Raw genomic sequence first — 16,547 nt, 5'->3', positions numbered from 1 at the left:
GGTACGGGTCAGGCCGCGGCGGCGTTGAGCTGGGAGTTGACGCTCGCCAGGAACTCGTGCGGGGTCTTGCAGGTCTCCGCGTCGTCGCCGATCTTGCGGCTGTAGCGCTTCTCCAGCTCGGCCACGATGCCCAGCAGGCCCAGCGAGTCGAGGTTGAACTCCTCGAACGTCGTCGCCGGGCTGGACGCCATCGCCGACGGGTCCACCGACAGCCCGGCCCGGTTCTTCATCAGGTCGGACAGCTCGTCGAAGGTGACGGGGCCGTCCGCGGTCGTGTTCGTCGGGTCGTTCATGGGTCCTTCTCCTTCGGTGGGGGGAACTTCGGTGGGGAACTTCGGGGGGAACCTCAGTGGGGGGAAAGGGGGGACTCGGGCGCGCGCAGCACCAGCGCCGCGTTGCAGCCCATCAGCCCGCGGCTGAGCACCAGCGCGGTGCGCAGCGGCGTGATGCGGGCCTCGCCGGTGACCACGTCGAGGTCGTGCCGGACCTCGGTCACGTTCGGGGTGGGCGGCACCACGCCGTGTTCGAGGGCGAGCACGGCCGCGGCGGCGTCCAGCGCCGAGGCGGCCGCGTAGGCGCGGCCGAAGCCGGTCTTGGGGGCGGTGACGGGGACGGTCGCGGCGCGCGGCCCGAGCGCGTCGGCGATGGCGAGGGCCTCGGCCTGGTCGGCCTCGGGCACGCCGAGCGCGTCGGCGAAGACCACGTCCACCTCCTCGGGCGCGCAGCCGGCCTCCGCCAGCGCGCCCCGCGCCGCCCGCGCCAGGCCCTCCCGGGAGTGCCGCCAGCCGCCGGTGCCGGTGAAGGTGGCCGCGTGCCCGGCGACCACCGCCCGTACCCGCGCGCCGCGCCGCCGGGCCGCGGACTCCTCCTCGACCACGAACATCGCGCCGCCCTCGGCGGGGGAGTAGCCGCAGGCGTCGTCGGTGAACGGCAGGTAGGCGTGCCGCGGGTCGGTGGCCAGGCTCAGCTCGTCGTAGCCGAGCTGGCACACCACGGAGTACGGCGCGAGCGGGGCCTCGGTGGCGCCGACCACCATCGCGTCGGTACCGCGCCGGATGGCCCGGCCGGCGTGCGCGAACACGTCCAGGCCGCCGGCCTCGTCGTCGGCGAGCACCCCGCACGGGCCCCGGAAGCCGCCGCGGATCGAGACCTGGCCGGTGCTGGCCGCGTAGAACCAGGCGATGGACTGGTACGGGCCGACGAACTGCGGCCCGCTGCCCCACAGTTGCTGCAACTCGCGCTGGCCGAACTCGCCGCCGCCCGAGCCGGCCGCGGTGACCACGCCGATCGCGAACGGCGAGTCCGGGTCCGCCGCCAAGTGGGCTTCGGACAGCGCGAGTTCCGCGGCCGCCATGGCGAAGTGGCTGAACCGGTCGGTCTGTACGAGGAAGCGGTCCTCGACCAGCCCGGCCGGGTCGAAGCCGTCCTCGACCTGGCCCGCGACCTTCAGCGGCAGCCGCTCGCAGCCCTCCCGGCGGACCGGGCCGAGCACCGAACCGCCCAGCTGCACCGCCTTCCAGAACGCCTCGGTGCCCACGCCGTTCGGCGCGACGACGCCGATCCCGGTGACCACGGTCTGCCCGCGGCCGCTGTCGGTCCCGCTCATGACGTGCTCCTCTCGGCGTGCGCGAGCACCACCGCGGACTGGAAGCCGCCGAAGCCGCTGCCGACCGAAAGCACGGACCGCAGCCGGACCGGCCGCGCGGTGCGCGGCACGTAGTCCAGGTCGCAATCCGGGTCCGGGGTCTCGTAGTTGGCGGTCGGCGGCACCACGTCGTGGGTCAACGCCAGTGCGCACGCGGCGAGTTCGATCGCGCCGATCGCGCCGAGCGAGTGCCCGACCATCGACTTGATCGAACTCATCGGCACCGTGCGCGCGTGCTCGCCGAGCGAGCGCTTGACCGCCGCCGTCTCGTGCCGGTCGTTCTGCTTGGTGCCGGAGCCGTGCGCGTTGACGTAGTCCACGCCGGTCCGGTCGATCCGCGCGTCGGCCAGTGCCTGGTCGATCGCCTCGGACATCTCCCGGCCCTCGGTGGTCAGTCCGGTCATGTGGTAGGCGTTCCCGAAGGTCGCGAAGCCGCGCAGCTCGCAGAGGATGCGGGCGCCGCGCCGCCGGGCGTGCTCCCACTCCTCCAGCAGCAGCACCGCCGAGCCCTCGCCGAGCACGAAGCCGTCCCGGTCCGCGTCGAACGGGCGCGAGGCGTGCGCCGGGTCGTCGTTGCGGGTCGAGGTGGCCTTGATCGCGTCGAAGCAGGCGACCGTGATCGGCGAGATCGGCGAGTCCGCCGCCCCGGCCACGATGATGTCGGCCTTGCCCTCCTGCACGGCGTGGAAGGCGTGGCCGACCGCGTCGAGACCCGAGGTGCAGCCGGTGGAGACCGTCTGCACCGGGCCGTGCGCGCCGATGTCCTCGGCCACCTCCGAGGCGAGCGCGCTGGGTTGGAACGCCCGGTGCAGATGGGCGCCCGCCTCCTGCGGCGACACGTCCCAACGGCTCCCCGACGCACTGACCTTGACGTAGTCGCGCTCCAGCCGGGTGGTGCCGCCGACGGCCGAGCCCAGGCACACCCCGACCCGCCACGGGTCCTGCGCGGCGAGGTCGAGACCGCTGTCCCGGATCGCCTCGCGCGCCGCGGTCAGCGCGAACTGGGCGTACCGGTCGGCGCGTTCGGCCAGCTCGGCGCCGAGCCCTGCCCTCTTCGGGTCGAAGTCGCACTCCGCGGCGATCCGGGAGCGGAAGCCGGCCGGGTCGAAGAGGCTGATGCCGCGGGTGGCCGTACGACCGGAGGTCAGCAGGTCCCAGAAGGCCGGTACCCCGATGCCGCCGGGGGCGACCACCCCGAGGCCGGTGACCGCGACCCGGCGGTCCCCGCCAGGGCGGTTCACGCCCGCGCCTTGGTCGGGTCGGGAGGCGCCGAGGCAGCCTCGCCGGCCACCTCCGCCACGCCCTCGGTCTCCTCGGTGTCCACGTGGCCCAGCTCCGGGCGGGGCGCGAGCGGGCCCAGGTGGAAGACCATCCGCGCCTCGCTGTCACCCACGTTCCGGAACCGGTGCCGCATGTCCACCGGGATCATCAGGCCCTGCTCCGGCCGCAGCGGGTGGCTCACGCCGTCCAGGTCCACCTCCAGCTCCCCGCTCAGCACGTAGACGAACTCCTCGGAGTACGGGTGGTAGTGCTCGCCGATCCGCTCGCCCGGCTGCACGATCGCCACGCCCATGAAGCCGCTGGTCGCGCCGACCGACGCGGGCGTCAGCAGGGCCCTCAGGTCGCCGCCGCGCCGGCGGTTCGGGCTGGTGTCGTCCAGGTGCACGAGGCGCACTTCGTTCGTCATTGCGGCTCCTTCGGGGCGGGGTGTCCTGCGGGTGTGGGCGGGGATGTGGGTGGCGGGCCGGTGTCGCGGGGCTGCCGGGTCACCGCGAGGCGCGGTCCGTGACGGGGGTCATGGGGTGGCCGCCGTGGCCGAGCCCGGTGGGGTCGGCGGGCTCGCCCGGCACGAGGAGTTCGCGCAGCACGTCGGTCGGGCCGTCCGAGGGGACCGGCGCGGCCGGGCCGTCGGAGGGGAGCCCGCGGACGTCGATGACGCGGACCACCGTGTCGTCGCGCTGGAAGACCGTGGAGGCGGCCAGCGGGTGCGTCGGGTCGGTGGCGGCCGCGGCGTCGAGGGTGCCGAGCAGCCGGGCCGCGTCGGCGCCGCGGCCGGGCCGTACCGGGTAGAGGAACGCCTGCCGGGTCAGCGGCTCGCCGGCGCCGAGGGCGGGGGCCGGGTCCGTCTCGTGGCCGACCGCGGGCAGGGCCGCCCGGGCGAAGAAGGCCCGCGCCGAGGCGGCGGCGGTGAGGTCGCGGTCCTCTTCCAGGTAAGGGTTGATCGCCTCCTCGACGGCCCTTACCTCCGGCTGCGCCGCCACGTGCCGCAGCGCGTTGCCGAGGTCTCCCGCCACCTCGACCGCCCGGACCACTCGGTTGCCGTACATGAAGAGCGACGTGCGCAGCAGCCGTGTGGTGTCGTCCACCTGGGCCCGCGGCGCGCGGTAGTCGGACAGCAGCTTCGCCACCGCTTCCTCGCTGCCCGGCTTCACCGTGAAGGTGATCGCGTGCCGCACCACCCCGCCCGAGCACAGCGGCGGCGCGGGCACCGGGTCGAGCCCGGCGGCGGGCGCCGCGGGCGGCTTCGCCGCGGCCCGGGCGGTCCGCGCGCCCTGTGCGCCCGGCGCGCCCTGCTCCGGTGTCTCGCGCGCCACCAGGAACCGCAGCGACCTGGTGTCCCGCACGCACCCGTGCAGCGGCTCGACCATCGCGCGGTGCGCGGCGCTCTCCACCCACTCCAGGAACGGCTCGCTGCCCTCCCACTCGCTGGTGATCAGCCACTGCGAGGAGTTCCCGAGCGACTGGCACAGCTGGTCGCTGATGTGTCCGGGCACGGCCGCCACCTGGTGGCGTATCTGCTCGTACGCCTCCAGGAAGCGCTGCTGCCTGCCGTCGAGCACGTCCAGCAGCAGTACGACGCGCAGCCGGGCGGTGCCGGGTACGGCGGAGGAGGAGGGCGGGGCGAGCCGGTCGTCCAGAGTCGTCATGGAAGATCGTTCCTCTCGGGTGGGGCGGGGTGCGGACGGCCGCGGGCCGAGCCGCGTGGTGGGGAGCCCCGTGGTGGTGCCGTTGCCGGGGCGCGGCCGGAGGGCCCTGAGCCGCGGGGCCGCCGCCGGGCGGTGATGCCTTCCGCATATGCGTCAGGCCGTATGCGCGCGGCGGGACCGCCTGTTTCCGATGCTCAGCCCCGGGCGGGAATCGTGCGCGGCACGTGAGGCGGCCGAGTGAAGCACCGCCCGACCCGGCCCGCGGAACGCCTCGGCAGGGAAAGGAGCTACCGCCGGGAAGCATCCGCGCGGCGGGCCCGGGCCCCACTGCCGTGCGCACCCCCACTCCCACTCCGGAGAACCCCATGACGAACGCCCCGCACCCCGCGCCGCCGCCCGGCTCCCCGCAGCCCGGCCCAGCCGCCCCCGCCACCTCGGCCACCTCGGCCACCTCGGCCACCTCGGCCGGCTCGGCCGGCGCCGACGGGCACACCGACGACCGGGTGCCCGTCCTGATCGTGGGCGGCTCCCTCGTCGGCCTGTCCGCGTCGCTCTTCCTCGGCCGCCTCGGCGTGCCGCACCTGCTGGTCGAGCGGCATGCCCGCACCTCGCACCACCCGCGCGGGCGCGGCAACAACGTCCGCACCATGGAACTGATGCGCGTCGCGGGCGTCGAGGACCGTATCCGCGCCGCCGCGTCCGTGCTCGCCGAGAACCACGGCATCCTCCAGGCCGACACCCTCACCGGCTCCGAGCAGGAGTGGCTGTTCCGCACGATCGACCCCGGCGGCGGGCTCTCCCGGATCAGCCCGTCCGGCTGGTGCCTGTGCAGCCAGAACGACCTGGAGCCCGTGCTGCTGGCGGCCGCCCGCGAGGCGGGCGGCGACATCCGCTTCGGCACCGAACTGGTGTCGTTCGCGCAGGACGCGGACGGCGTCACCGCCGAGATCGCCGACCGCGCCTCCGGCCGGGTCCGCACCGTGCGCGCCGACTACCTGATCGCCGCGGACGGCCCGCGCAGCCCCGTCCGCGAGCGCCTGGCCATCCCCATGACCGGGCCCGGCGACCTCTTCCACAACGTCAGCGTCACCTTCCGCGCCAAGCGGCTGGCCGACGCGGTCGGCGACCGCCGCTTCATCGTCTGCTACCTCACCAACCCCGAAAGCCCCGGCGCGCTGCTGCCCGTCGACAACGCCCAGGACTGGGTCTTCCACGCGCCCTGGCGCCCCGGCGACGGCGAGCGCCTGGAGGACTTCACCGACGAGCGGTGCACCCACCTCATCCGCACCGCGGTCGGCGTGCCCGACCTGGAGGTCGAGATCACCGGGAAGGCGCCCTGGCACGCGGCGGAACGTGTCGCCGAGCGGTACGGGCGCGGCCGCGTCCTGCTCGCCGGGGACTCCGCGCACGAGATGTCGCCCACCGGGGCGTTCGGCTCCAACACCGGTATCCAGGACGCGCACAACCTCGCGTGGAAGATCGCCGCCGTCCTCGAAGGATGGGCCGGGCCCGGCCTGGTGGACAGCTACGACGCCGAGCGGCGCCCGGTCGCGCTGGCCACCGCCGCTCGGGCGTCGGCCCGTTCCGCCGAGCACAGCCACCCCGGATACGAAGCGGCGCCGGTCATGGCCGGGCCGCGGGCCGGCCTGCTTCCGGCCGTCCTCGGCTACCGCTACCCGCTCGGCGCGGTGCTCGGCGCCGATCCCCAGGAGGCCGCCGTTCCGGACGACTTCAGCCCGCGGGCGGTGCCCGGCGGGCGCGCGCCCCACCTGTGGGTGCGCCGCGGCGGCGAGCGGATCTCCACGCTCGACCTCTACGAGCGCACGCCGGTCCTCCTCACCGGGCCGGCCGGCGGCGCCTGGCACGATGTCGCGCGGCTCGCCGCGGAACGGACCGGGGTGCCCCTCGCGTGCTACCGGTTCGGCCAGGAGCTGGAGGCCGACCCGGACGGCCCGGGCGCCTCGGGCGGACCTGCGGGCCCGGGCGGACCTGCGGGCCCGGGCCGACCTGCGGGCTCGGGCGGACCTGCGCCGAGCGGGCCGCCCGGGGGAGCCCCCGGCGGCGCACCGGCCGGGCCGCCCGACTTCTGCGGGTTGCACGGCATCGGGGAGGAGGGTGCCGTGCTGGTGCGGCCCGACGGGTTCGTGGCCTGGCGCTGCGAGGGTGCCCGCCCCGACCCGGAGGGGGTGCTCCGCGCGGCCCTGGACGAGGTGTTCTGCCGGGGCTGACCCGCCAGGGTGCCCCCGCCCGCGGTGCGCGGGACCTCGGGGGCCGCGCGGAATCTCGGGGGCCTCGCGGGGCCTCGCGGGACCGGCCCACCCCCGGCAGGTGGGCCCGGAACCGGCAGCGCCGGGCGGCCCGGGGGGTCCCGTCACCGCGTGACGCGGTACCTCCCGGCCATCCCGTGCATCATGTGGGCGGCCACGTGGCAGTGGTAGAGCCAGTCACCCGGGTTGTCCTCGCGGTACTCGACGGTGAGGGTCGTGGCCGGCCCGAGCACCTGCGCGTCGGTCCAGCCGGACGGGCCGGGCCAGCGGTGGCCGTGGATGTGGAAGACGTGGAAGGAGTTGCCGAGCGTGGCGACCCGCCACCGCACCCGGTCGCCGCTGCGCGCGCTGAACGTGGGGGCGTTGTCGACGAACGCCCCTCCGTTGCAGAGCGAGAGGTCCTGCTTGAGCGGGGACGCGTCGGGCGCGGCGAGGTCGTGGAAGAAGAGCACGAACTCCCGGTCCACCTCGGGGGTCCGGGCGTCGGTGACCGCGATCATCCCGAAGAGCCCCAGCTCCGCGCCGATCTCCATGACCGGTCCGCCGCCGACGAGCGCGCGCGAGTCCATCGAGCCGGGCGCGGGCGACGGGGATTGATCGGCGGTGCCGCCCGACCCGGTGGCGGGGCGCGGCGGGATCTGCGGCGCCGCGTGGTCGTGGTACGGCCAACTCCCCACGGAGCTGGGCACGCAGGTCCACGTGTAGGTGTAAGTGCCCTGGTAGGGAACGGCGGTTCCCTCCGCGTCGGGCGTATCTGCCATCCAGGCACCGTCACTTGACGGGCTGTACCGCACGCCGTGCGGGTGCATGGTGTGCGGCCACTTGTAGTGCGCGTCGTTGTTGCGGAAGTGCACCTTGATGACGTCGCCGACCTCGGCGCGCAGCACGGGACCGGGGATGCCGCTGTTCGCGCCGATGCCGTGCGGGCCGAATTCGGCGGGCAGCGGCTGCTCCCAGTTCGGGGTGTAGGCGCGGTAGCCGATCGCCTGATACGTCGTCTGGTCGGCGGTGAAGGTCATGCCGGTCATGCCGTCGCGCCCGTTCGGCACGGCGTTGTGCGCGAAGGAGTCGGCCTGGACCCAGTACTCGCGGACGCGCCCGCCGGCGGTGGCCCGGAAGGCTTCCGCGGCGAAGGGGTCGGCGCCGGTCCCGCTTCCGGTGGCGGCCTCGGCGGGTGTGGCGGGCGCGGCGGCCATCGCCAGCGCGGCGGCCGCACCGCCGCCGGTCAGCGCACGCAGCAGGTTGCGGCGGCCGCCGTCTCGGCGCGGTTCACGTACCGGCTCCGGTGACATGGACGTCCTCTCGCTCGGGGGTGGTGGTCGGGTGTCCGGCGTTCCTGAAGGGCACTCAGGAGGGCCGCCGGGCGCGGCCTGCGGGCTCGCCGCCGCGTTCCCACTGTGCGGGGTGCCGGTGGCGGCGCCTGTGCGCCCCGCCCCGGGAGGGTGACCGAAACAGGCAGGTGGCGGTGCCGGCCACCCGAAGAGCGGACGCGTTCACCCTCGTGCGGCTCTCTCCGGTGGCGGTCCCGCCAGGGCTGGCTGACGGTGAGCTTGCCGTCACTGCGCTTGTCGGGCTGACACGTTGTCAGCCGGCGCACGTCGTCGGCGGAAGGAATCGTCCCCATGCGTACTGCCCGCACCCTCGTGGCCGGAGCCGCACTCACCGCCTGCCTCGCCCTCGCCGCTCCGGCCGCTCACGCCGCGGGTGCCGTCAACATCTACGACCCGAGCGGTCAGGGCTCGTCGTCGTCCTCTTCCTCCTCTTCCTCCTCCGCGTCGGATTCCGGTAAGTACTCGCACTCGTCCGACAGCGACGGTTCGCAGGACTGGACCGGCCAGGGCTCGGACGGCGGCCAGTGGCACAAGCCGCACGGCGGCATGCACACCGGTGGTGGCGGCATGTCGCTGGCCGGCGGCAGCAGCCTGGCGGCCGGTTCGGTGCTGCTGCTCGGCGGCCTGGGCGCCGGCGCGTACGTCCTGCGCCGCCGTCGCGGTACGGCCGGGGCCGGCGCCCTCGCCTGACCCGTCCCACCGTCCGGCCCTCGCCGGCCGGACCGCAGTGGCCACCGCCGCGGTACGGCGGTGGCCACTGCCCGGAGCCTCGTCCCGGGAGGCCCCTTCTCCGGCGGCCGGGTGCGTGCCGTCCTGCAACGCGCCCGGCCGCCCGCCCGTTGCCGTTCGCCCGGTTGGCGGTCAGTGGCCGGCCCCGGCCCCTCGTATCTCGCAGGTCGTCAGAAAGGCAGCACCGTATGAGCACGCAGCCGCCGCAGCGCGACCCCAGGACGGCGGACGCGCCGCCGCCGGCGCGGGACAGCGGCACCCGGGTCCTGCGCTGGGCCGTCGCCGCGACCCTGGTCGGCGCGTTCCTGGTCTTCCGCTCCTTCGACTCCTCCGGCGCGGACACCGCCGTCGGGGCGCCGACGCCGCCCGCGGCCAGTGCCGCCTCGGCGCCGTCGGCCGATCCGGTGGTGACGATGGAGCCGACCGCCGCACCGTCGCTGCCGCGCGCCACGCCGACGAAGATCTCCATCCCGAGCATCGGGGTGAACGCGCCCTTCACCATGCTGTCGATGGACGCCACCGGAGTGCTCCAGCCGCCGCCCGACACCGACCGCAACCTCGCCGGCTGGTACCAGGGCGGCGCCAGCCCCGGTGAACGCGGCAACGCGATCGTGGCCGGCCATGTGGACACCACGAGCGGCCCGGCGGTCTTCTACCTGCTCTCCTACCTCAAGAAGGGCGACCCGATCGACATCACCCGCGCCGACGGCACCGTCGCCACCTTCACCGTCGACGAGGTCGACACCTTCGCCAAGGGGGACTTCCCCGACCAGCGGGTCTACGGCGACACCCCCGACGCGCAACTGCGGATCATCACCTGCGGCGGCGTGTTCGACCACAAGAAGCGCGACTACGAGTCCAACGTGGTCGTCTTCGCGCACCTGACCTCGTCGGGGAACGCGTGATCGCGCAGGGCTCCGGCGCCGATCGTTAAGCCGCCCCTTCCGCTTCCTTAAGCCCGTCCTAAGAACCCGATCAACCGCCCTGAACTGGGCTTTTGTCCGATCCGTGCCCGCTAGCGTGCTGCCCGCCCCCACCTCCGAGTACAACAAGGCAGGCAGCCATGGCAGCCACCACCCACCGCCGGCGTCCCGGCCGCAGGACGCAGGTGCTCTGCGGGATCACCGCGGCGGCGGCCGCCGCCGGCGGCGCGTTCGCCTTCGCCGGCTCCGCGAGCGCCGCCACGGTCGCGGCGGCGTACCGCACGACCAGCGACTGGACCACCGGCTACACCGGGCAGTACGAGATCAGCAACGCGAGCGACAGCCCGCTGGACGGCTGGACGCTCTCCTTCCGCCTGCCGGCCGGCAGCACCATCGGCTCGCTGTGGAACGGCGCGTACACCGTGTCCGGGCAGACGGTGACGGTCACCCCGGACAGCTGGAACCGCACGCTCGCCCCCGGCGCGACGGCGGACATCGGCTTCACCGCGAACGTGCCCGGCGGCACCGGACCCGCCGCCGCGCCGGCCGGCTGCACGATCAACGGCGCGAAGTGCTCGGTCGACGACGACCCGACCACCGCGCCGACCGGCCGCCCCACCGAGACCGCCACGCCCACCGCGGCCCCGACCGCGAGCCCGACCGCGACCGCGACCCCGACCGCGGGCACCGGTGCCGGCTCGGCGGCCTCCGGCGGGTTCGCCCCCTACGTCGACACCTCGCTCTATCCCGCGTACGACCTGACGGGGGCGATGAAGGCCGACGGGGTGAAGCAGTTCAACCTCGCCTTCGTCGTCTCCGGCGGCGGCTGCACCCCGAAGTGGGGTGGCGTCACCGACCTCGACAGCGACGCGGTGGCCGCCCAGATCGGCGCCGTGCGCGCGGCGGGCGGCGACGTACGCGTCTCCTTCGGCGGCGCCAACGGCACCGAACTGGCCTCCGCGTGCTCCTCGGTGAGCGACCTCGCGGCCGCGTACGGCAAGGTCGTCGACGCGTACCGGCTCACCAAGGTCGACTTCGACGTGGAGGGCGGCGCGCTGGCCGACACCGCGGCCGACACCCGCAGGGCGCAGGCGATCGCGCAGCTCCAGGCGAGCCACAGCGGCCTGGAGGTGTCCTACACGCTGCCCGCGATGCCGAGCGGGCTCACCCAGGACGGCATCGACCTGCTGGCGAACGCCAAGAGCAACGGCGTCGCGGTGCACGCGGTCAACATCATGGCGATGGACTACGGCGCCTCCTACAGCGGCGACATGGGGCAGTACGCCGTCGATGCCGCCACCGCCACGCAGGCCCAGGTCAAGAGCGTGCTCGGGCTCTCCGACACCGCCGCCTGGCACGCCGTCGCCGTCACGCCGATGATCGGCGTCAACGACGTGAGCAGCGAGACCTTCACCCTCGCGGACGCGAGCACGCTCGCCGACTTCGCCACGTCCAAGGGCCTGGCCTGGCTGTCGATGTGGTCCGCGACGCGCGACAAGCAGTGCCCCGGCGGCGCCCAGAGCTACGCCGACGCCACCTGCAGCTCCGTCACCCAGTCCGACGGCGCGTTCGCGCGGGCCCTGGGCGGCGCCACCGGCTGACCCCCCCGGACATCCCGCTCCGGCCGCTCTCCTGTCCCACCCCCACGGGGCAGGACGGCGGCGGGCTCCGGTCGTCGCGCACCCTCGTTCGCGGCGACCGGAGCCCTTCTTCGTCCCCTCAGGACCTCCCGGCCTCCTCCGGGGAGTCCGGAAGGACGTTGGCGCGCGCCACCTCGGCGTACCAGTGGGCGCTCTGCTTGGGGATTCGGCGCTGGGTGCCGAAGTCGACGTACACCGCGCCGAAGCGCTTGCTGTAGCCGTAGGACCACTCGAAGTTGTCCAGCAGCGACCACAGGAAGTAGCCCCGGACGTCGGCGCCGTCGGTCAGCGCGCGGTGCACCGCGGAGAGGTGGCCGCGCAGGTACGCGATCCGCTGCGGGTCATTGATGGCGCCCTCGGGCGAGATGTAGTCGTCGAAGGCGGCACCGTTCTCGGTGACCATCATCGGCAGGTCGGGGTGCTCGTGGTGGACGCGCATCAGCAGGTCGTACAGGCCGCTCGCGTCGACTGCCCACCGCATCGCGGTGGTCTCGCCGGGCGGCTGGTGGAAGGCGACGTGCTCGGAGCCGGGCCAGGGCGAGTAGTCGCTCGCGCCGTGGCCGTCGTTGCGCGGCAGGTCGGGGTTCTCCCGGCCGTCGGAGACCAGCGTCGGCGTGTAGTAGTTGATGCCGAGCAGGTCGATCGGGCGGGAGATCTCCGCCAGGTCGCCCGGCTTGACCAGCGTGTCCCAGTCGACCAGATGGCCGGTGTCGGTGAGCAGGTCCTCCGGGTAGCCGTCGCCGAGGATCGGGCCGAGGAAGACCCGGTTGCCGACCGCGTCGATCCGGCGGGCGGCGTCCAGGTCGGCGGCCGACTGGCTGTACGCGCGCACCTGGTGCAGGTTGAGGGTGATCGAGGTCTGCGCGGTAGCGGGGAGAACGGAACGCAGAACCCCGATCGCCCGGCCATGGGCGAGGTTGAGGTGGTGCACGGCCTTCAGCGCCGACTCCGGCTCGGTGCGGCCGGGAGCGTGCACCCCCGAGCCGTAGCCGAGATACGCCGAGCACCACGGCTCGTTGAGCGTGGTCCAGTACGGCACCCGGTCGCCGAGCGCCTGCGCCATGATCGCCGCGTACTCCGCGAACCGCTCGGGCGTCTCCCGCGCCGTCCAGCCGCCGATGTCCTCCAACTCCTGCGGCAGGTCCCAGTGGTAGAGCGTGGCGACCGGGGTGATGCCCTTGTCGAGCAGCTCGTCGACCAGCCGGCGGTAGAAGTCCAGGCCGCGCTGGACCGCGGGGCCGCGGCCGGTGGGCTGCACCCGCGACCAGGAGATCGAGAAGCGGTAGGCGCCGAGGTTGAGGTCCCGCATCAGCGCGACGTCGTCACGGAACCGGTGGTAGTGGTCGGCCGCGATGTCCCCCGTGTCCCCGTTGAGGACCCGGCCGGGGGTGTGGCTGAAGGTGTCCCAGATCGACGGGGTACGGCCGTCCTCGGCCGCGGCGCCCTCGATCTGGTAGGCGGCGGTGGCCGCCCCCCAGACGAAACCGGGGGGGAACCGGAGCGAGGCCGGGTTCGCCGAGAGTTCGGGACTCTCTGAACGGACAGCAGTCATAACGGGGGACTCCAGGGGAATCAGGGGTCGTCGGGGGAGGGTGGGGGGTGCCGAGGGCGGGCCGCGGAGGTGAGGGTGCGGGCAGGGAAGGGGGAGCGGGGCGGCGTCAGTTCTTGACCGCGCCGGCGGTGATCCCGCCGACGATCTGCCGGCCGAGGACCGCGAAGACCAGCAGCAGCGGCAGCGTCGCGACCAGCGCCCCGCACACCACCACGGCCTGGTTGATCGTGTGGTCGCCGGAACCGAGCCCCTGCAGGGCGACCTGCACGGTCGGGTTCTGCTGGTTCAGCGCGATGAACGGCCAGAAGAAGTCGTTCCAGGACTGGACGAAGACGAGCATCCCGAGCACGGCCATCCCCGGCCGGGCGATCGGGAACACCACGTGCCAGATGATCCGCAGGCTGTGCGCCCCGTCCACCCGCGCCGCCTCGACCAGTTCGACCGGCAGCGCCTCGGAGAGGAACTGCCGCATGAAGAACACGCCGAACGCGGCCACCAGCGACGGCAGGATCACCGACTGGATGTGCCCGACCCAACCCACCTTCGTGATGATCTGGTAGAGCGGGATCACGGTGAGCTGCGGCGGGATGGTCATCGTCGCCACCACAAGGGTCAGCAGCGCGTTGCGGCCGCGGAACTCCAGCTTGGCGAAGGCGAATCCGGCCAGGGTCGCGAACAGCACGGTGCTCACGGCCACGCAACCCGCCACGATGGTGGAGTTGATCAGGGCCTTGGTCATGTCGACCTGGTTCCACACGATCTTCAGGTTGTCGACGAGATGGCTGCCGGGCAGCAACGGCGTCGGCGGGGTGATCACTTCGGTGCCGGTGCGCGAGGCCGCCACCACCGTCCAGTACAGCGGGAACAGCGAGACCAACGTGGCCAGGATCAGCAGGACATACGCGATCGGGCCGGCCTTCTGCTGCCCGCCGGCGCTTCCCGAACGCCGCCAGCGGCGGGTGGTTCGCGGGCTGGTGGTGGAGTGCCGGGGCCCGGCTGACGGGATCGGCTGGGTGAGTTGTGCCATCGTCAGCTCCCAAGCTTCCGGCGGTTGCTGCGTATGACGAGGAGCTGGAACGCGCCGATGAGCAGCAGGATCAGCAGCATCACCCAGGCCACGGCGGACGCCTGACCCAGCTCGCCGACCTGCCAGCCCTTGTCGTACATGTACAGGCTGAGGGTCTGGTACTGGTGGTCGGAGCCGCCGGAGACGCCCACGTTGCCGCCGAACATCAGCGGCTCACCGAAGAGCTGGGTGGCGCCGATGGTGGAGACGATGATCGTGAAGAAGATCGTCGGCCGGATCGACGGGATGGTCACGCTGATGAACTGCCGCCAGCGCGAGGCACCGTCGAGTGCGGCCGCCTCGTACAGGTCGGCGGGCACGGCCTGCATCGCGGCCAGGTAGATCAGCGCGTTGTACCCGGTCCAGCGCCACGTCACGATCGAGGAGATCGCGATCTGCGCGGGCCACTTGGACGACGCCCACTGCACGTCCCCGATCCCGACGTGGTCGAGGACCTGGTTGATCATCCCGTAGTCGGGGTTGAAGAGCTGGATGAAGACCAGGGTGGCCGCCGCGATCGAGGTCGCGTACGGCGCCAGGATCGCGACCCGGAAGAACCCGCGCGCCCGCATCTGGTAGTTGAGCAGGTGGGCCAGGCCGAGCGCCATCATCAGCTGCGGCACCGTGGAGATCACCCCGAGGGTGAAGGTGTTGCGCAGCGCGGTCCAGAAGAAGCTGTTGTCCCACAGCGCGGTGTAGTTGCGCAGGCCCACCCAGTTGGCGTGCGTGCCGAGTTCCACCTGGTGGAAGGAGAGCCAGCCGGTGTAGATCAGCGGGAAGAGGCCGAACGCGGCGAAGCAGAGGAAGAAGGGGGCGATGTACGCGTACGGCGACGCCTTGGTGTCCAGCCGGTACGCCTTGGCGCGCCAGCCGCCGGGCGGGCCGTTGTCACCGCTCTTGCGGTTCGTGCTGGGGTCGGTCCGGGACGACCGGGGGCTGCCGTCGGACGTCGCCCTGACGGAGGTGGCCACGAGTGGCGTCCTTCCGGTAGGGGATCAGCGGGTGTCGACGGATGTCGACGGGGGAGCGGGCGGAGCGGGAGCGGGAAGAAGGGGGAGCGGGGGCCGGACGCGGGCCGCCCGGCAGGTGGGAGTCACTGCCGGGCGGCCCCGAACTCCGGTCAGCTCGTGGTGACCTGGTCCTTCACCGTGGCCTGGACCTTCTTCCAGGCCGCGTCCTTGGACGTGTGGCGCTGCTCCATGTCGAGCAGGCCGTTCTTCGTGATGATGTCCTTCACGGTGCCGTCGTTCGGACCGATCGGGGCCGGCTGGATGTTGTGCGCGGTGTCCGAGAAGATCTTGCCGACCGGGGTGCCCGGGAAGTACGGGTTGGTGGTGTTCGCCACCGCCGGGTCGTCAAGACCGGCCTTCGTCGACGGGATGTTGCCGAACTTCTGGAAGACCTTGACCTGCTGCGCCGGGGCGGTCAGCCACTGGGCCAGCGCCTCGGCCTCGGCCAGGTGCTTGCCCGACTTCGGGACGCCGAGGAACGAACCGCCCCAGTTGCCGGCCTGCGGCGGCTGGGCGATGTCCCAGTTGCCCTTGTTGGCGGGACCGGAGTTCGAGGCGACCTGGCCGATCATCCAGCTCGGGCAGGCCACGGTGGCGAACTTGTTGGTCTTGAACGCGGAGGTCCAGGTGGTGTCGAACTGCTGGAGCTTGGCGGTCAGCCCGTCCTGCACCGCTTCGGCGGACAGGTTCCAGGCGGTCTGCACACCGGGGCTGGAGGCGTAGACCAGCTTGCCGCTCTGGTCGGAGTACTGCGTGGTCTGGCTGGACAGCACCGCGTTGAACAGGCCACCGGCGGAGTCGGTGAAGGCCACGCCCTTGGGGGCCTTCGCCTGGAACTTCTTGCCGGCGTCCACGAACTTCTGCCAGTCGCCCGCCCACAGCGCGGCGACCTCGTTCCGGTCGGTCGGCAGCCCGGCCGCCTTGAACATGTCCTTGCGGTAGCAGATCGCGGTCGGGCCGACGTCGGTGCCGACACCGATGATCTTGCCGTCGGAGGTGGTGGCCTCCTTCTCCTTGTAGTCCAGCCAGTCACCGGCGTTGAAGCCCTTGACCGACTTGAAGTCCACGAACTTGTTCGCGTACTGCGGCTGGGTCGCGTTCGCCACGAAGCCGATCTCGATCGCCTGGATGTCGTCGAGGCCGCTGGTCTGGTTGAGGTGCAGCTTCAGGGAGTTCCAGTACACGCCGCTGTCGGAGACGTTGTCTTCCTTGACGGTGATGTTCGGGTGCAGCTTGTGGTACTCGGCGAAGAGCTTCGCGCCCGTCTTGTCGTCGTAGCCGAACGCGCCGTAGTCACCGATGCGCAGGGTGATCTTCTCGTTGGACGAGCTCCCCTTGCTGTCGTCCTTGCTGTTGCTGCTGCAGCCGGTGATCAGGGTCGCGCAGGCTGCGAGACCCGCGACCGCGATGACGGCGGCCTTGCGGGTTCTGCCGGAAGTGCGCATTCCACTCTCCTT

14 protein-coding genes are annotated in these 16,547 nt (G+C 73.0%); 4 read left to right on the top strand and 10 right to left on the bottom strand.

Annotated features, from left to right (window positions below; all coding sequences use genetic code 11):
• Positions 1-8 precede the first annotated feature (8 nt).
• The 5 genes from ACIPAE_RS05960 to ACIPAE_RS05940 all read right to left on the bottom strand — a co-directional run bounded on the left by ACIPAE_RS05960 (position 9) and on the right by ACIPAE_RS05940 (position 4,572).
• Entirely contained in the window at positions 9-293 is a 285-nt protein-coding gene (locus ACIPAE_RS05960) for an acyl carrier protein (protein ID WP_328464409.1), read from the bottom strand.
• A gap of 53 nt (positions 294-346) precedes the next feature.
• The gene (locus ACIPAE_RS05955) at positions 347-1,606 is read right to left on the bottom strand and encodes a beta-ketoacyl synthase N-terminal-like domain-containing protein (protein WP_402443143.1); all 1,260 of its coding nucleotides are present in this window, start codon (positions 1,604-1,606) and stop codon (positions 347-349) included.
• A complete protein-coding gene (locus ACIPAE_RS05950) occupies positions 1,603-2,886 on the bottom strand; it encodes a beta-ketoacyl-[acyl-carrier-protein] synthase family protein (protein WP_329369205.1) in 1,284 nt (427 codons plus the stop codon). The genes ACIPAE_RS05955 and ACIPAE_RS05950 overlap by 4 nt, the downstream gene beginning before the upstream one ends.
• Positions 2,883-3,332: a cupin domain-containing protein gene (locus ACIPAE_RS05945; protein ID WP_328464403.1), complete on the bottom strand. Its 450-nt coding sequence runs from the start codon at positions 3,330-3,332 to the stop codon at positions 2,883-2,885. The genes ACIPAE_RS05950 and ACIPAE_RS05945 overlap by 4 nt, the downstream gene beginning before the upstream one ends.
• Positions 3,333-3,411: 79 nt before the next feature.
• Complete coding sequence (locus ACIPAE_RS05940; protein WP_402443140.1) at positions 3,412-4,572, bottom strand: SchA/CurD-like domain-containing protein; 1,161 nt, start codon at positions 4,570-4,572, stop codon at positions 3,412-3,414.
• Positions 4,573-4,937: 365 nt separating this feature from the next.
• Here ACIPAE_RS05940 and ACIPAE_RS05935 point away from each other — a divergent pair, with 365 nt between their 5' ends.
• Complete coding sequence (locus ACIPAE_RS05935) at positions 4,938-6,800, top strand: FAD-dependent oxidoreductase (protein WP_402443138.1); 1,863 nt, start codon at positions 4,938-4,940, stop codon at positions 6,798-6,800.
• A gap of 143 nt (positions 6,801-6,943) precedes the next feature.
• On the opposite strand, the gene ACIPAE_RS05930 is transcribed toward ACIPAE_RS05935, so the two are convergent.
• Positions 6,944-8,131, bottom strand: coding sequence for a multicopper oxidase domain-containing protein (locus tag ACIPAE_RS05930; RefSeq protein WP_366410506.1), 1,188 nt, complete (start codon positions 8,129-8,131; stop codon positions 6,944-6,946).
• Positions 8,132-8,461: 330 nt separating this feature from the next.
• Between ACIPAE_RS05930 and ACIPAE_RS05925 the strand changes: the two genes are divergently transcribed.
• The 3 genes from ACIPAE_RS05925 (at position 8,462) to ACIPAE_RS05915 (ending at position 11,423) form a co-directional block, all read left to right on the top strand.
• Positions 8,462-8,860, top strand: a complete 399-nt coding sequence (locus ACIPAE_RS05925; protein WP_329369211.1) for a hypothetical protein — start codon at positions 8,462-8,464, stop codon at positions 8,858-8,860.
• Between the two features lie 227 nt (positions 8,861-9,087).
• Positions 9,088-9,804, top strand: coding sequence for a class F sortase (locus ACIPAE_RS05920; protein ID WP_329369212.1), 717 nt, complete (start codon positions 9,088-9,090; stop codon positions 9,802-9,804).
• Between the two features lie 158 nt (positions 9,805-9,962).
• Positions 9,963-11,423 (top strand): cellulose binding domain-containing protein, encoded by a 1,461-nt coding sequence (locus tag ACIPAE_RS05915; RefSeq protein ID WP_402443135.1) that lies wholly within the window; start codon positions 9,963-9,965, stop codon positions 11,421-11,423.
• Between the two features lie 118 nt (positions 11,424-11,541).
• On the opposite strand, the gene ACIPAE_RS05910 is transcribed toward ACIPAE_RS05915, so the two are convergent.
• The 4 genes from ACIPAE_RS05910 to ACIPAE_RS05895 all read right to left on the bottom strand — a co-directional run bounded on the left by ACIPAE_RS05910 (position 11,542) and on the right by ACIPAE_RS05895 (position 16,535).
• Complete coding sequence (locus tag ACIPAE_RS05910; RefSeq protein WP_402443133.1) at positions 11,542-13,014, bottom strand: GH1 family beta-glucosidase; 1,473 nt, start codon at positions 13,012-13,014, stop codon at positions 11,542-11,544.
• 106 nt (positions 13,015-13,120) lie between these two features.
• Positions 13,121-14,041, bottom strand: coding sequence for a carbohydrate ABC transporter permease (locus ACIPAE_RS05905; protein ID WP_402443131.1), 921 nt, complete (start codon positions 14,039-14,041; stop codon positions 13,121-13,123).
• 2 nt (positions 14,042-14,043) lie between these two features.
• Complete coding sequence (locus tag ACIPAE_RS05900) at positions 14,044-15,051, bottom strand: sugar ABC transporter permease (protein WP_329369219.1); 1,008 nt, start codon at positions 15,049-15,051, stop codon at positions 14,044-14,046.
• A 149-nt stretch (positions 15,052-15,200) separates the two neighbouring features.
• A complete protein-coding gene (locus tag ACIPAE_RS05895; RefSeq protein ID WP_329369221.1) occupies positions 15,201-16,535 on the bottom strand; it encodes an extracellular solute-binding protein in 1,335 nt (444 codons plus the stop codon).
• Positions 16,536-16,547: the final 12 nt, after the last annotated feature.

Source organism: Streptomyces sp. NPDC087270 (assembly GCF_044744625.1).
Lineage (GTDB): Bacteria > Actinomycetota > Actinomycetes > Streptomycetales > Streptomycetaceae > Actinacidiphila.
The sequence above is the reverse complement of the archived record's forward strand: the minus strand, read 5'-3'. Positions and strand labels throughout refer to the sequence as shown.

Excerpts from the sequence above, each read along its gene's own strand:
- ACIPAE_RS05915 (WP_402443135.1), top strand. The coding sequence starts at position 9,963 with ATGGCAGCCACCACCCACCGCCGGCGTCCCGGCCGCAGGACGCAGGTG.
- ACIPAE_RS05935 (WP_402443138.1), top strand. The coding sequence starts at position 4,938 with ATGACGAACGCCCCGCACCCCGCGCCGCCGCCCGGCTCCCCGCAGCCC.
- ACIPAE_RS05940 (WP_402443140.1), bottom strand. The coding sequence starts at position 4,572 with ATGACGACTCTGGACGACCGGCTCGCCCCGCCCTCCTCCTCCGCCGTA.
- ACIPAE_RS05955 (WP_402443143.1), bottom strand. The coding sequence starts at position 1,606 with ATGAGCGGGACCGACAGCGGCCGCGGGCAGACCGTGGTCACCGGGATC.
- ACIPAE_RS05925 (WP_329369211.1), top strand. The coding sequence starts at position 8,462 with ATGCGTACTGCCCGCACCCTCGTGGCCGGAGCCGCACTCACCGCCTGC.
- ACIPAE_RS05945 (WP_328464403.1), bottom strand. The coding sequence starts at position 3,332 with ATGACGAACGAAGTGCGCCTCGTGCACCTGGACGACACCAGCCCGAAC.
- ACIPAE_RS05930 (WP_366410506.1), bottom strand. The coding sequence starts at position 8,131 with ATGTCACCGGAGCCGGTACGTGAACCGCGCCGAGACGGCGGCCGCCGC.
- ACIPAE_RS05910 (WP_402443133.1), bottom strand. The coding sequence starts at position 13,014 with ATGACTGCTGTCCGTTCAGAGAGTCCCGAACTCTCGGCGAACCCGGCC.
- ACIPAE_RS05960 (WP_328464409.1), bottom strand. The coding sequence starts at position 293 with ATGAACGACCCGACGAACACGACCGCGGACGGCCCCGTCACCTTCGAC.
- ACIPAE_RS05905 (WP_402443131.1), bottom strand. The coding sequence starts at position 14,041 with ATGGCACAACTCACCCAGCCGATCCCGTCAGCCGGGCCCCGGCACTCC.
- ACIPAE_RS05895 (WP_329369221.1), bottom strand. The coding sequence starts at position 16,535 with ATGCGCACTTCCGGCAGAACCCGCAAGGCCGCCGTCATCGCGGTCGCG.
- ACIPAE_RS05920 (WP_329369212.1), top strand. The coding sequence starts at position 9,088 with ATGAGCACGCAGCCGCCGCAGCGCGACCCCAGGACGGCGGACGCGCCG.